Raw genomic sequence first — 14,107 nt, 5'->3', positions numbered from 1 at the left:
TTCTCCCGATTGAGAGGCGAAGACATGAGTTCGTCGGACACCCAGGCGGGTTCCAAGACCGGCACCGCACAGATCGGCGTCACGGGCCTGGCCGTGATGGGGTCGAACATCGCCCGCAATTTCGCCCGGCACGGCTACACCGTGGCGCTGCACAACCGGTCGATCGCCAAAACCGACGCGCTGCTCAAGGAGCACGGCGGCGACGGCAAGTTCGTGCGGTCGGAGACCATCGCCGAGTTCCTCGACGCGCTGGAAAAGCCGCGACGGGTGCTGATCATGGTCAAGGCCGGCGATCCCACCGACGCCGTCATCAACGAACTCGCCGACGCCATGGAAAAAGGCGACATCATCATCGACGGCGGCAACGCGCTCTACACCGACACCATCCGTCGGGAGAAGGCGATGCGCGAGCGCGGTCTGCACTTCGTCGGGGCGGGCATCTCCGGCGGAGAGGAGGGCGCGCTCAACGGGCCGTCGATCATGCCCGGCGGCCCGGCCGAGTCGTACAAGTCGCTGGGCCCGCTGCTCGAGGAGATCTCCGCGCACGTCGACGGGGTGCCGTGCTGCACCCACATCGGTCCCGACGGGGCCGGGCACTTCGTCAAGATGGTGCACAACGGCATCGAATACTCCGACATGCAGCTGATCGGCGAGGCCTACCAGCTCCTGCGCGACGGCCTCGGCAAGACCGCCGGCGAGATCGCCGACGTGTTCGACGAGTGGAACTCCGGCGACCTGGACAGCTTCCTCGTCGAGATCACGGCGCAGGTCTTGCGCCAGACCGACGCCAAGACCGGCAAGCCGCTCGTCGACCTGATCCTCGACGAGGCCGAGCAGAAGGGCACCGGCCGCTGGACGGTGAAGTCGGCCCTGGATCTCGGCGTGCCGGTCACCGGCATCGCCGAGGCGGTGTTCGCGCGCGCGCTGTCGGGGTCGGTGACCCAGCGCAAGGCCACCACCGGGCTGGCATCGGGCGGCTTGGGCACCAAGCCCGGCGATGCGAAGCAGTTCACCGAGGACATCCGGCAGGCGCTGTACGCGTCGAAGATCATCGCTTATGCCCAGGGCTTCAACCAGATTCAGGCCGGCAGCGCCGAATACGACTGGGGCATCACGCCCGGCGACCTGGCCACCATCTGGCGCGGCGGTTGCATCATCCGGGCTAAATTCCTCAACCGGATCAAGGACGCCTTCGACGAGGACCCCGACCTGCCGACGCTGATCGTGGCGCCGTACTTCCGCAGCGCCATCGAGGACGCCATCGACGGCTGGCGCCGTGTCGTGGTGACCGCCACCCAGCTGGGCATCCCGATCCCCGGGTTCTCCTCGGCGCTGTCGTACTACGACGCGCTGCGCACCGAGCGGCTGCCCGCCGCGCTGACCCAGGGGTTGCGGGACTTCTTCGGCGCGCACACCTACGGCCGCATCGATGACGACCCCGACAAGCGCTTCCACACGCTGTGGAGCGGCGACCGCACCGAAGTGCCCGCCTAGCTGGGCCACACTGGAGGGCGTAAGGGGGTTCGCGTTGCGATGAGGTTCCTCGACGGGCACCGGCCCGGATACGACTTGACCTACAACGACGTCTTCATCATGCCCAACCGCTCGGAGGTCGCGTCGCGGTTCGACGTCGACCTCTCCACCGCGGACGGCTCGGGTACGACGATTCCGGTCGTCGTCGCCAACATGACGGCGGTGGCCGGCAAGCGGATGGCCGAGACGGTGGCGCGCCGCGGCGGGCTGGTGATCCTGCCGCAGGACCTGCCGATCACCGCGGTCGAGCAGACGGTCGAGTTCGTCAAGGGCCGCGACCTGGTTCTCGACACCCCGGTGGTGCTCGAGCCCGACGACTCGGTGTCCGATGCGATGGCCCTGATCCACAAACGGGCGCACGGGGTCGCCGTGGTGGCTTTCGAGGGCCGTCCGCTGGGGTTGGTGAGCGAATCGTCCTACCTGGGTGTCGATCGGTTCACCCGGGTGCGCGACGTCGCGATGACCGACTTCGTCACCGCCCCGGTGGGCACCGAGCCGCGCAAGATCTTCGACCTGCTCGAGCAGTCCCCGATCGGTGTCGCGGTCGTCACCAACGCCGACGGCACGCTGGCCGGGGTGCTGACCCGCACCGGCGCCATCCGCGCGGGCCTGTACGCGCCGGCCGTCGACGCGCGCGGCCGGCTGCGGGTGGGCGCGGCCGTCGGCATCAACGGCGACGTCGGGGCCAAGGCGCGGTCCCTGGTCGAGGCCGGGATCGATCTGTTGGTGATCGACACCGCACACGGGCATCAGGTCAAGACGCTGGAGGCGATCAACACGGTCGCGTCGCTCGACCTCGGCGTGCCGCTGGCGGCGGGCAACGTGGTCTCGGCCGAGGGAACCCGCGACCTGCTCGGCGCCGGGGCGAGCATCGTCAAGGTCGGCGTCGGGCCGGGCGCGATGTGCACCACTCGGATGATGACCGGGGTCGGGCGCCCGCAATTCTCGGCCATCGTCGAATGCGCTTCGGCGGCAAGGGAATTGGGCGGGCACGTGTGGGCCGACGGCGGCATCCGCCATCCCCGCGATGTGGCGCTGGCACTGGCCGCGGGCGCGTCCAACGTGATGATCGGGTCATGGTTCGCCGGCACCTACGAGTCGCCCGGCGACCTGATGCGCGACCGCGAGGACCAACCGTACAAGGAGAGCTACGGCATGGCGTCCAAGCGGGCCGTGGTCGCCCGCAGCGGCGCCGACACCCCCTTCGACCGGGCCCGCAAAGCGTTGTTCGAGGAGGGCATTTCGACGTCGCGGATGGGGCTGGACCCCGCCCGCGGCGGTGTCGAGGATCTGCTCGATCACATCACCTCCGGGGTGCGCAGCACCTGCACCTATGTCGGCGCCGCGAACCTGGCGGAACTGTATGAGCGGGTCGTGGTCGGGGTGCAGTCGACCGCGGGCTTCGCCGAGGGGCATCCGCTCCCGCTGGGGTGGTGACACGCGCAGGGTAAGGCTAGCCTTGCCTAATAGGGCCTGCTAACCTACTGCGCCATGACCTCCTCTTCCCCCACCGTCAGCGCCGAGCTGCTGAGCATCCTGCGCGAGGACCTCAACGTCGACGCGTCCCGCCTGACCCCCGACGCCCGACTGGTCGACGACGTCGGGCTGGATTCGGTGGCCTTCGCCGTGGGCATGGTGGCCATCGAAGAACGGCTCGGTGTCTCGCTGTCCGAAGAGGAACTCCTGAACTGCGACACGGTCGGCGACCTGCAGGCCGCGATCGCCGCCAAACATCGCGATGAGTGAGCTGGCCGCGGCGCTGACGGCCGCGATGCGCGGCGGCACCAGCGATCTGGTGGTGTTCGACCGCGAGGCCTCGGCCTGGCACCGCCACCCCTGGCCCGAGGTGCACGGGCTGGCCGAGAGCGTCGCCGCGTGGCTGCTGGACCGGGGCCGGCCGGCCGCCGTGGGGCTGGTCGGCGAACCGACCGTCGAGTTCGTCGCCGCCATTCAGGGTGCCTGGCTGACGGGCGCGAGCGTCTCGATCCTGCCCGGGCCGGTGCGCGGCGCCGAGGGCCGGCGGTGGGCCGAGGCGACGCTGACCCGCTTCCGCGGCATCGGGGTGCGCACCGTCCTGAGCCACGGCTCCTATCTGGACGGCCTGCAATCGCTCGATCCCGCGGGCCTCGACGAGGACATGGTCGTCGAAGACGTTGGGCCCGCGGCGCGCACGGGCCGCACGTGTGGCGAGCCGCCGGCCCGACGCGAGAATCCCGCGATCCTGCAGGGCACGGCGGGCTCGACCGGCTCGCCCAAGACCGCCGCGCTGTCGCCGCGGGCGGTGCTGGCCAACCTGCGCGGCCTCAATCACCGCCTCTCGGTCACCCCCGCGGACGTCGGCTGCTCGTGGCTGCCGCTCTACCACGACATGGGCCTGTCCTTCTTGCTCGCGTCGTCGCTGGGCGGCATGTCGGTATGGCTTTCTCCCACATCGGCTTTCACCGCCTCGCCGTTTCGCTGGTTGAGCTGGCTGTCGGAAAGCCGCGCGACGATCACCGCGGCGCCGAACTTCGCCTACAACCTGGTCGGCAGGTACGCCCGCCGGGTCTCCGACGTGGACCTCGGCGCCGTGCGGGTGGCGATCAACGGCGGGGAGCCGGTCGACTGCGAGGGATTCGAGCGCTTCGCCGACGCGATGGGCCCCTTCGGGTTCGACGCCGGCGCCGCCACCCCGTCCTACGGGCTGGCGGAGTCGACGTGCGCGGTGAGCGTGCCCGCCCCCGGCACCGGGCTGCGGTTCGCCGACGTCACCGACGAGGCGGGCTCGCGCCGCCACGCGATGCTGGGCGAACCCATCGCAGGCACCGAGATCCGGATCTCGCCGCGCGACGACACGCACGGCGACATCGGTGAGATCGAGATCCGCGGCGCGTCGATGATGGACGGCTACCTGGGGCACGACCCCGTCGACCGCGAAAGCTGGTTTCCCACCGGCGATCTCGGCTTCTTCGCCGACGGCGGCCTGGTGGTGTGCGGCCGGGCCAAGGAGCTCATCACCATCGCCGGACGCAACATCTTCCCGACCGAGATCGAGACGGTTGCCGCCGGAGTCCGCGGGGTGCGCGAAGGCGCCGTGGTGGCGCTGGCCACCGGCGAACGTTCCGCGCGCCCCGGCCTGATCGTTGCCGCCGAATTCCGGGGGGCCGATCAGGCCGGCGCGCGCGCCGACGTCATCGCGCGCGTCGCGTCCGTGTGCGGCGTCGTTCCCTCCGATGTCATCTTCATGGCGCCGGGGTCGCTGCCCCGGACGTCGTCGGGCAAGCTGCGCCGCCTGGAAGTGCGGCGCTCCCTAGAGGCGGTGGATTAAGTGACGGCAGTGCCTGAGACAACCCAGGCCAGTCTCGACGGCTACCGTGGCCTGCTGGCCGACGCGTTCAACGAACAGGTCCTGGCGTGGACGACGGAAGCCGAAGCGCGCCAACAGTTTCCGCGTGAACTGATCGAACACCTCGGTGCGCGCGGTGTCTTCAGCGAAAAATGGGGCGACGGCGCGCTGCCCGACGTCGGCAAGCTGGTCGAGCTCGCCTTCGCCCTGGGCAGGTTGTCCTCGGCCGGCATCGGGGTGGGGGTCAGCCTGCACGACTCGGCGATCGCCGTCCTGCGCCGGTTCGGCAAGTCCGACTACCTGCGGGACATCTGCGAACGGGCGATCCGGGGGCAGGCCGTGCTGTGCATCGGAGCCTCCGAGGAGTCCGGCGGCTCCGACCTGCAGATCGTCGAGACCGAGATCTCCTCTCGGGACGGGGGTTTCGATGTCCGCGGGATCAAGAAGTTCGTCTCGTTGTCCCCCATCGCCGATCACATCATGGTGGTGGCGCGCAGCGTCGACCACGACTCGTCCAGCAAGTACGGCAACGTCGCGCTGATCGCGTTGCCGACGGCCCAGGTCGGCGTGCAGCGGCCCTACAACAAGGTCGGCGCCGGGCCGCTGGACACCGCCGCCGTGCACATCGACACCTGGGTCCCCGCCGACGCCCTGGTCGCGCGGGCCGGCACCGGGCTGGCGGCCATCAGCTGGGGGCTGGCCCACGAGCGGATGTCGATCGCCGGTCAGATCGCGGCGTCGTGCCAGCGGGCGATCGGGATCACGTTGGCGCGCATGATGACTCGTCGCCAGTTCGGCCACACGTTGTTCGAGCACCAGGCGCTGCGGCTGCGGATGGCGGATCTGCAGGCGCGCGTCGACCTGCTGCGGCACGGCCTGCTCGGCATCGCGGCACAGGGCCGGCTGGATCTGCGCGCGGCCGCGGGTGTCAAGGTGACCGCGGCCCGCCTCGGCGAGGAAGTGATGTCGGAATGCATGCACATCTTCGGCGGCGCGGGTTACCTCATCGACGAGACGCCGCTGGGCGCGTGGTGGCGCGACATGAAGCTCGCCCGCGTCGGCGGCGGCACCGACGAGGTGTTGTGGGAGTTGGTCGCCGCCGCAATGGCGCCCGATTACGCCGGCTACGCGTCGGTGGTGGGGGCTTCCAGCGCGTAGAGCGCCATGCGCCGGTTCGTCGTGTCGTGCTCGCCGAGGAACTCACATCCGACGTACTCGCACAGCCTGCGGGCGGTGGTGTTGCGGTGATCGGGGTCGAACATGATCCGGCGGCACCGCGGCTCCGCCGAAAAGGCACTGGCCACGATCCGGGGCAACAGCATCGGGCCCAGGCCCCGATTCACCAGCGTCACGTCGGCGATGGCGGCGTGCAGCCCCAGATCGTACGGCTCGGCGTCGTAATAGTGTGAGATCAGATCCTTTGCGCCCCAATACAGTTCGAGGTAGGCGATATCCCTGCCGCGTACACTCCCGATCAACGGCAGGGAGTAGGTGCCCTCGAGTTGGGCATCCAGGTGCTGCCGCCAGCGCGGGGTCGGCCAGTCGTACTCCCACGCCTCGGCCAGGTGCGGCCGGTTCATCCACTCGGCCACCATGTCCGCGTCCTCGAGCTGGGCGGCGCGCAGCCCGAAGGGGGCATCCAGGGCGGGCGTGGGTGGCCGGGGGATCTGTGCGACCTCGTCGGCGATGTCGAAGCGTTCGCGCGGCAGGATCTGGACCGCAGGCGTGTCCGGTGGGGCGTCGGGCATAGTGCGCAGAGCGTACCTGAGTAAGGGTAGGCATACCGTAGTTGCCCCCGGTCAGCGGCGGTTTCCGGCGCCAACCCGCGGCGCCGCCGCGAGCGGTCGGCGCCGCGGCGCCGTCACCCGGGCTAGCATTAGGCAGCAAAGACGGAAGCAACCGCGTCCGCTCGGTCACCAGGCAGCGAAAGGATCGACGTGCCGCAGGCACCCGCGCAGGCCATCGGCTTGCCGGCGCACGGGCCGTCGGACGAGCCGCCCGATGCGGAGCCTCCCCCGGTCACCGGCCCACCACCGTCGACCCGCGGGCGGCGTAATTCATGAACGTCACCGTCACCGTGATCAGCATTGTGGCGATCGCGGTGCTGATCTTCGGCAACGCCGTCTTCGTCGCCGCCGAATTCTCGTTGACCACCCTGGACCGCAGCGCCGTGGAGGCAAACGCCCGCGGCGGCGGCCGCCGCGACCGCTGGATCCGCCGCGCGCACCAGCGGCTGTCGTTTCAGTTGTCGGGCGCGCAGCTCGGGATCTCCGTCACGACGCTGGCGGCCGGTTACCTGACCGATCCGATGGTCGAGGACCTGCCTCACCCCTGGCTGGACGCGCTCGGCATCCCCGACCGGGTCGGCGACGCGATCATGGCCGCGCTGGTGCTGGTGATCGTGACGTCGGTGTCGATGGTGTTCGGTGAGCTCGTCCCCAAATACCTGGCGGTGGCGCGGCCGCTGTCGACCGCGCGCGCCGTAGTGGGGGCTCAGGTGCTGTTCTCGCTGCTGTTGACCCCGGCGATCCGATTGACCAACGGCGCGGCGAACTGGATCGTGCGCCGGTTGGGCATCGAGCCCGCCGAGGAGTTGCGGTCCGCACGGTCCCCGCAAGAGCTGTTGTCGCTCGTGCGTTCGTCGGCGCGCAGCGGCGCCCTGGACGCCTCGACGGCGGCGCTGGTGCGGCGATCGTTGCAGTTCGGCACGCTGAGCGCCGAGGAGTTGATGACGCCCCGCTCCAAGATCGTGGCGCTGCAGACCGACGACACGGTCGCCGACCTGGTGACCGCGGCCGCCGAGTCCGGGTTCTCCCGCTTCCCCATCGTCGACGGCGACCTCGATGAGACCGTCGGCATCGTGCACGTCAAACAGGTGTTCGCGATCCCGCGCGCCGACCGCGGGCGCACGCTGCTGACCACGGTGGCGCAACCCGTCGCGGTGGTGCCCTCCACCCTCGACGGGGACGCGGTGATGGCCGAGATCCGGGCCAACAGTTTGCAAACCGCACTCGTCGTCGACGAATACGGCGGCACCGCGGGCATGGTGACCCTCGAGGACCTGATCGAAGAGATCGTGGGCGATGTCCGCGACGAACACGACGACGCCACGCCCGACGTGGTGCCCGCCGGCACCGGCTGGCGGGTGTCGGGCCTGTTGCGCATCGACGAGGTGGCCGCCGCCACCGGATTCCGGGCGCCCGAGGGCCCCTACGAGACGATCGGCGGATTGGTGCTGCGCGAGATCGGTCACATCCCGGCGGCCGGTGACACGGTGAAGCTTCCCGGCCTGGACGCCGACGGCTTGCTGGACGCGGTGACGCGCTGGCAGGCGCGGGTCATCCGGATGGACGGCCGCCGGATCGACTTGCTCGAATTGACCGAACTGAGCGGTCACGGCGACATTCCCGCGCCGGAGGCACACCGATGAGCGACACCATGGGCGTGCTGCTGGCGTGCCTGCTGATCGCGGTCAACGCGTACTTCGTCGGGGCCGAGTTCTCGCTCATCTCGGCGCGGCGCGACCGCCTCGAAGCGCTGGCGGAACAGGGCAGAGCCGCCGCCGTCACGGTGATCCGCGCCGGGGAGCAGCTGCCGTCCATGCTGGCCGGCGCGCAGCTGGGCGTCACGGCCGCGTCGCTGCTGCTCGGCCGGATCGGTGAGTCGGCGGTCTCGGACCTGCTGCGAACGGGGCTCGGGCTGACCGCGATTCACCCGGCGCTGCTGCACACGCTGTCGTTGGCGCTCGCTCTGGTCATCGTGGTGACGCTGCACGTGCTGTTGGGCGAGATGGTGCCCAAGAACATTGCGCTGGCCGGTCCGGAGCGCACGGCCATGCTGCTGGTCCCGCCGTACCTGGCCTACGTGCGGGCGGCCCGGCCGTTCATCGTGTTCTACGACAAGTGCGCCAGCGTGGTGGTGCGCGCGCTCGGGGTCGAGCGCAAGGAGGAGCTGGAGATCACGGTCTCCCCCGGCGAGCTGAGCGCCATGATCGCCGAGTCCGCGTCCGAGGGGCTGCTGGACCAGGAGGAGGGCACCCGGCTGGCGCGTGCGCTGCAGATCCGCCACCGGGTGGTCGGCGACGTCGCGGTGCCCCTGTCCGGGGTGCGCGCGGTGCCGGTGGCCGGCGCCGGCAAGGGCCCGACGGTCGCAGCGGTCGAGGAAGCCCTGGCCCAGAGCGGCTACTCCCGCTTCCCGGTGGCAAACGTCGACGGCAGCTTCGTCGGTTACCTCCACATCAAGGACGTGCTGACGCTCGACGACGATCCCGAGACGGTGATCGATCTGGCAAAGGTGCGGCCCCTGCCGGGACTGCCGAGGTCGCTGCCGCTGGCCGAGGCGTTGTCGCGGCTGCGCCGCAGCAACAGCCACCTGGCGCTGGTCATCGACGAGATCGGCGCCGTGGTGGCCATGGTGGCGATGGAAGACCTGGTCGAAGACTTCGTCGGGACGATGCGCGAGGCCTAGCGAGACTGGCCCGGCGGGCCCGACCGCGCGCAGCCCGTATGATCTTTCACGGCTACCAGTTAAGAAAGTGCTGGAGGGCGCCGGAGGGCACAGTGCCGCTTGCGCACGGAATGTGCGTTGCTGGACATCGATTCCGGTTACCACCGCAGCATCATTCTTGGGGCTGTCAGCGCGTCCTGACCTGCTGTGGCAGGTCGGCGAATAACGCTCGCCAGGCTGTGCTCGGTAGGCTGATGACATTGCCAATCTGGGCCTTTCTGGTCCCTCGACGGCCCATGGAGGGTCCAGGGCGGCCCATGACGGAGGAGAATCATGACTGATCGCGTGTCGGCGGGGAACTTGCGCGTCGCCCGGGTGCTTTACGACTTCGTGAACGAAGAGGCCTTGCCCGGCACCGATATCGACCCGGACAGCTTCTGGGCCGGCGTGGACAAGGTCGTCACCGACCTCACCCCGAAGAACCAGGATCTGCTGCGCCGGCGTGACGAGCTGCAGGCCCAGATCGACAAGTGGCACCGGCAGCGGGTCATCGAGCCGCTCGACATCGACGCCTATCGCGAGTTCCTCACCGAAATCGGTTACCTGCTGCCCGAACCCGCGGATTTCACGATCACCACCTCGGGCGTCGACGACGAGATCACCACGACCGCGGGCCCCCAGCTCGTGGTGCCGGTGCTCAACGCCCGGTTCGCGCTGAACGCCGCCAACGCCCGGTGGGGTTCGCTCTACGACGCCCTGTACGGCACCGACGTCATCTCGGAGGACGACGGCGCCGAAAAGGGGTCGAGCTACAACAAGGTGCGTGGCGACAAGGTCATCGCCTACGCGCGCAAATTCCTGGACGAGGCCGTGCCGCTGGAATCCGGCTCGTGGGCCGACGCGACCGGTCTGTCCGTCGAGGACGGCCGCCTGAAGGTCGCGACCGCCGACGGTTCCGCCGGCCTGGCCGACCCGGACAAGTTCGCCGGCTACACCGGCGAGCTCGGCTCCCCCAGCTGGTCGGTGCTGCTGGTCAACCACGGCCTGCACATCGAGATCCTCATCGATCCGGACTCGCCGATCGGCAAGACCGACGCCGCCGGCATCAAGGACGTGATCCTGGAATCGGCCGTGACCACGATCATGGACTTCGAGGACTCGGTGGCCGCCGTCGACGCCGACGACAAGGTGCTCGGCTACCGCAACTGGCTCGGCCTGAACAAGGGCGACCTGTCCGAGGACGTCGACAAGGGCGGCAAGACCTTCACCCGGGTGCTCAACCAGGACCGCACCTACTCCACGCCCGACGGCGAGGGCGAGCTGACCCTGCCGGGCCGCAGCCTGCTGTTCGTCCGCAACGTCGGCCACCTGATGACCAACGACGCGATTATCGACGCGGAGGGTCACGAGGTGTTCGAGGGCATCATGGATGCGCTGTTCACCGGGCTGACCGCGATTCACGGGCTCAAGACGAGTGAGGCGAACGGGCCGCTGGCCAACAGCCGCACCGGGTCCATCTACATCGTCAAGCCCAAGATGCACGGGCCCGACGAGGTCGCGTTCACCTGCGAGCTGTTCAGCCGGGTCGAAGACGTCCTCGGGCTGCCGCAGGGCACCCTCAAGGTCGGCATCATGGACGAGGAGCGGCGCACCACCGTCAACCTCAAGGCCTGCATCAAGGCCGCGGCCGACCGGGTGGTGTTCATCAACACCGGCTTCCTCGACCGCACCGGCGACGAGATCCACACCTCGATGGAGGCGGGTCCGATGATCCGCAAGGGCGCGATGAAGGGCACCACCTGGATCAAGGCCTACGAGGACGCCAACGTCGACATCGGCCTGGCCGCCGGGTTCAAGGGCAAGGCGCAGATCGGCAAGGGCATGTGGGCGATGACCGAACTGATGGCCGACATGGTCGAGCAGAAGATCGGCCAGCCCAAGGCCGGAGCCACCACCGCGTGGGTGCCCTCGCCGACGGCGGCCACCCTGCACGCGATGCACTACCACTACGTCGACGTGGGCGCCGTGCAGGAGGAGCTGGCGGGCAAGAAGCGCACCAACATCGACGAGTTGCTGACCATCCCGCTGGCCAAGGAACTGGCCTGGGCTCCCGAGGAGATCCGCGAGGAGGTCGACAACAACTGCCAGTCCATCCTCGGCTACGTGGTGCGCTGGGTCGCCCAGGGCGTCGGCTGCTCGAAGGTGCCCGACATCCACGACGTGGCGCTCATGGAAGACCGTGCGACACTGCGGATTTCGAGTCAGCTGCTGGCGAACTGGCTGCGCCACGGTGTGATCACCGAGGAGGACGTGCGGGCCAGCCTCGAGCGGATGGCCCCGCTGGTGGACGAGCAAAACGCCAAGGATGCGGCGTATTTGCCGATGGCGCCCAACTTCGACGACAGCCTGGCGTTCCTGGCGGCGCAGGACCTCATCCTGACCGGAACGCAGCAGCCCAACGGCTACACCGAGCCGATCCTGCACCGCCGTCGGCGCGAGGCCAAGGCGCGCGCCGCGCAGTCGAATTGAGCCTGCGCTGGAATCGGGTTCGCACGTGTAATAGTGCCGCGGATGACTAAAATCGGCGGCGAGTTCATTCGGATGGAACGACGGAAAGGCCGCGGGCACTGCTATGGGTAGGCACAGTGCGCCCGACCCTGACGACTCCCTCGACGAGCCTTCTCGCGACGACGTGGTCGACGAGCCGTCCCGAGGTGACGACGCAGGACATCAGCAGCGGGACGCCGGCGAGGCGGCCGATTACTACTCGGAAGCCGACGACGACTACGCCGACGACGACTACGCGGACGAGGACTACTACTCGGACGAGCGCCACTATCCCGACGACGATGAGCCCTACGCCGACGACGAGCCGTACGCCGCGGGCGACGCGTTCGCTGACAGCACGGCCGACGAGTACCCGGAGTTTCCGCCGCGCCAGGGCGGACCGGCGAGTTCGGAGCCGCCGGCCGAATCCCCCTCGCTGTTTCGCGGCGGGCACCGGGGGCTCGCCGACTGGCGGGGCGGCCATCGCAGCGAGGGCGGTCGCCGCGGCGTCAGCATCGGGGTGATCGTCGCGCTGGTCGCCGTCGTCGTCGTGGTGGGATCGGTGATCCTGTGGAGCTTCTTCGGCGACGTGCTGTCCAAGCGGTCGCACAAGGCGGCCGGCCGTTGCGTCGGCGGTCAAGAGACCGTAGCCGTCGTCGCCGACCCGTCGATCGCCACGTCCGTTCAGGAACTCGCCGAAAGCTACAACAAATCGGCCGGACCGATCGGCGACCGCTGCATGGTGGTCAACGTCAAGCCGGCCGACTCCGACGCCGTGCTCAACGGTTTCATCGGCAAGTGGCCGGCGGAACTGGGCGGCCAGCCGGCGCTGTGGATCCCCGGCAGCTCGATCTCCGCCGCCCGGCTGGCGGGAGCCGCGACTCAGAAGACGATCAGCGAGAGCCATTCACTGGTCAGCTCCCCGGTGGTGCTTGCCGTGCGTCCCGAACTGGCACCGGCCCTCGCCAAGCAGAACTGGGCGGCGCTGCCCGGGCTGCAGACCAACCCGAATGCGTTGGCGGGGTTGAACTTACCCGCGTGGGGGTCGCTGCGACTGGCGCTGCCGATGGGCGGCAACGGGGACGCATCGTTTCTTGCCGGTGAGGCGGTCGCGGCCGCGTCCGTACCGCCCGGCGCCCCGGTGCCCCAGGGCACCGCCGCGGTGCGCTCCCTGTTGAGCGCGCAACCCAAGCTCGCCGACAACTCGTTGACCGAGGCGATGAACACGCTGCTGAAGCCCGGTGACCCGGCGACCGCGCCGGTGCACGCCGTGATCACCACCGAACAGCAGCTATTCCAGCGTGGCCAATCGCTCCCAGATGCCAAGAGCGCCTTGGCTTCCTGGCTGCCGCCGGGTCCCGCGCCGGTGGCCGACTATCCCACCGTGCTGCTCAGCGGTTCGTGGCTCACGCGCGAACAGGCCACGGCGGCCAGCGAGTTCTCCCGCTTCATGCACAAGCCCGATCAGCTGGCCAAGCTGGCGAAGGCGGGCTTCCGGGTCAACGGGGTCAAAACCCCCAGCAGCCCGGTGACCACCTTCCCGACGCTGCCGTCCACGCTGACCGTCGGCGACGACCCGATGCGCGCCACCCTTGCCGAGGCCATGGCCGCGCCATCGACCGGGCAGGCCACGACGATCATGCTCGACCAGTCGATGCCCGGCCAGGAAGGCGCGAAGTCCCGGCTGGCGAACGTGATTGCGGCGCTTCAGGACCGGATCAAGGCCCTGCCCGCCAGCGCCGTCGTCGGCCTGTGGACCTTCGACGGTCACGAGGGCCGCTCCGAGGTGGCCAGCGGCCCGTTGGCCGATCCCGTCGGCGGCTCCAGCGGCCAGCCACGCTCGGCCGCACTATTGGCCGCCCTGGACAAGCAGTACTCCTCGGGCGGCGGCGCGGTGTCGTTCACCACGCTGCGCATGATCTACCAAGACATGCAGGCCAATTACCATGCGGGCCAAGCCAATTCGCTTCTAGTGATCACCTCCGGACCCCACACCGACCAAACCCTGGACGGTCCGGGGCTACAGGATTTCATCCGCAAGAGCGCCGACCCGGCCAAGCCGATCGCGGTGAACGTCATCGATTTCGGGGCCGATCCGGACCGATCGACGTGGGAAGCCGTCGCCCAGCTCAGCGGCGGCAGCTACCAGAACATCGCGACGTCGGCGTCCCCCGAGCTCGCGACGGCGGTCAACGCCTTCCTGGGCTAGCCGGCCCGGCGTCGGTCACGATGTGGCCGACGGCGTCGTGCACGGAA

At 69.4% G+C, this 14,107-nt stretch carries 10 protein-coding genes; 9 read left to right on the top strand and 1 reads right to left on the bottom strand.

The features are described 5' to 3' along the window. Window positions 1-24: 24 nt before the first annotated feature. Genes gndA through mbtN form a run of 5 tightly spaced genes read left to right on the top strand, consistent with a single transcriptional unit; the run spans window position 25 to window position 6,016 of the window. Window positions 25-1,494 (top strand): NADP-dependent phosphogluconate dehydrogenase, encoded by a 1,470-nt coding sequence (gene gndA, locus QGN30_RS14590; RefSeq protein WP_009956145.1) that lies wholly within the window; start codon window positions 25-27, stop codon window positions 1,492-1,494. Window positions 1,495-1,533: 39 nt separating this feature from the next. Further along, complete coding sequence (locus QGN30_RS14585; RefSeq protein ID WP_014380175.1) at window positions 1,534-2,970, top strand: GuaB1 family IMP dehydrogenase-related protein; 1,437 nt, start codon at window positions 1,534-1,536, stop codon at window positions 2,968-2,970. Window positions 2,971-3,024: 54 nt separating this feature from the next. After that, on the top strand, window positions 3,025-3,279 hold the full coding sequence (locus QGN30_RS14580; RefSeq protein WP_008256950.1) for an acyl carrier protein: 255 nt from the start codon (window positions 3,025-3,027) through the stop codon (window positions 3,277-3,279). Next, on the top strand, window positions 3,272-4,840 hold the full coding sequence (gene mbtM, locus QGN30_RS14575) for a long-chain-fatty acid--ACP ligase MbtM (RefSeq protein ID WP_248913336.1): 1,569 nt from the start codon (window positions 3,272-3,274) through the stop codon (window positions 4,838-4,840). The genes QGN30_RS14580 and mbtM overlap by 8 nt, the downstream gene beginning before the upstream one ends. A gap of 9 nt (window positions 4,841-4,849) precedes the next feature. Next, window positions 4,850-6,016, top strand: coding sequence for a mycobactin biosynthesis acyl-ACP dehydrogenase MbtN (gene mbtN, locus QGN30_RS14570; protein ID WP_198347125.1), 1,167 nt, complete (start codon window positions 4,850-4,852; stop codon window positions 6,014-6,016). Here the strand turns inward: mbtN and QGN30_RS14565 are convergent. Then, a complete protein-coding gene (locus tag QGN30_RS14565) occupies window positions 5,983-6,606 on the bottom strand; it encodes a GNAT family N-acetyltransferase (protein WP_095562731.1) in 624 nt (207 codons plus the stop codon). The genes mbtN and QGN30_RS14565 overlap by 34 nt on opposite strands. A gap of 311 nt (window positions 6,607-6,917) precedes the next feature. Here QGN30_RS14565 and QGN30_RS14560 point away from each other — a divergent pair, with 311 nt between their 5' ends. The 4 genes from QGN30_RS14560 (at window position 6,918) to QGN30_RS14545 (ending at window position 14,060) form a co-directional block, all read left to right on the top strand. Continuing rightward, entirely contained in the window at window positions 6,918-8,288 is a 1,371-nt protein-coding gene (locus tag QGN30_RS14560) for a hemolysin family protein (RefSeq protein WP_009954823.1), read from the top strand. Then, on the top strand, window positions 8,285-9,325 hold the full coding sequence (locus tag QGN30_RS14555) for a hemolysin family protein (protein ID WP_008256962.1): 1,041 nt from the start codon (window positions 8,285-8,287) through the stop codon (window positions 9,323-9,325). Before QGN30_RS14560 ends, QGN30_RS14555 begins: the two co-directional genes overlap by 4 nt. A gap of 312 nt (window positions 9,326-9,637) precedes the next feature. Then, on the top strand, window positions 9,638-11,833 hold the full coding sequence (locus QGN30_RS14550; protein WP_008256964.1) for a malate synthase G: 2,196 nt from the start codon (window positions 9,638-9,640) through the stop codon (window positions 11,831-11,833). Window positions 11,834-11,936: 103 nt separating this feature from the next. After that, window positions 11,937-14,060: a substrate-binding domain-containing protein gene (locus QGN30_RS14545; RefSeq protein ID WP_014382621.1), complete on the top strand. Its 2,124-nt coding sequence runs from the start codon at window positions 11,937-11,939 to the stop codon at window positions 14,058-14,060. The last annotated feature ends 47 nt before the right edge of the window (window positions 14,061-14,107 follow it).

The sequence above is a fragment of the Mycobacterium sp. 3-98 genome, from assembly GCF_035918355.1.
GTDB lineage: Bacteria > Actinomycetota > Actinomycetes > Mycobacteriales > Mycobacteriaceae > Mycobacterium > Mycobacterium intracellulare.
Note: the sequence above shows the minus strand (reverse complement) of the source record. Positions and strands in the feature narration are given on the sequence as shown.

Bases quoted from the DNA above. Each gene is read 5' to 3' on its own strand.
- QGN30_RS14565 (WP_095562731.1), bottom strand. From the start codon at position 6,606: ATGCCCGACGCCCCACCGGACACGCCTGCGGTCCAGATCCTGCCGCGC.
- mbtM (WP_248913336.1), top strand. From the start codon at position 3,272: ATGAGTGAGCTGGCCGCGGCGCTGACGGCCGCGATGCGCGGCGGCACC.
- QGN30_RS14585 (WP_014380175.1), top strand. From the start codon at position 1,534: ATGAGGTTCCTCGACGGGCACCGGCCCGGATACGACTTGACCTACAAC.
- QGN30_RS14545 (WP_014382621.1), top strand. From the start codon at position 11,937: ATGGGTAGGCACAGTGCGCCCGACCCTGACGACTCCCTCGACGAGCCT.
- QGN30_RS14550 (WP_008256964.1), top strand. From the start codon at position 9,638: ATGACTGATCGCGTGTCGGCGGGGAACTTGCGCGTCGCCCGGGTGCTT.
- QGN30_RS14580 (WP_008256950.1), top strand. From the start codon at position 3,025: ATGACCTCCTCTTCCCCCACCGTCAGCGCCGAGCTGCTGAGCATCCTG.
- gndA (WP_009956145.1), top strand. From the start codon at position 25: ATGAGTTCGTCGGACACCCAGGCGGGTTCCAAGACCGGCACCGCACAG.
- QGN30_RS14560 (WP_009954823.1), top strand. From the start codon at position 6,918: ATGAACGTCACCGTCACCGTGATCAGCATTGTGGCGATCGCGGTGCTG.
- QGN30_RS14555 (WP_008256962.1), top strand. From the start codon at position 8,285: ATGAGCGACACCATGGGCGTGCTGCTGGCGTGCCTGCTGATCGCGGTC.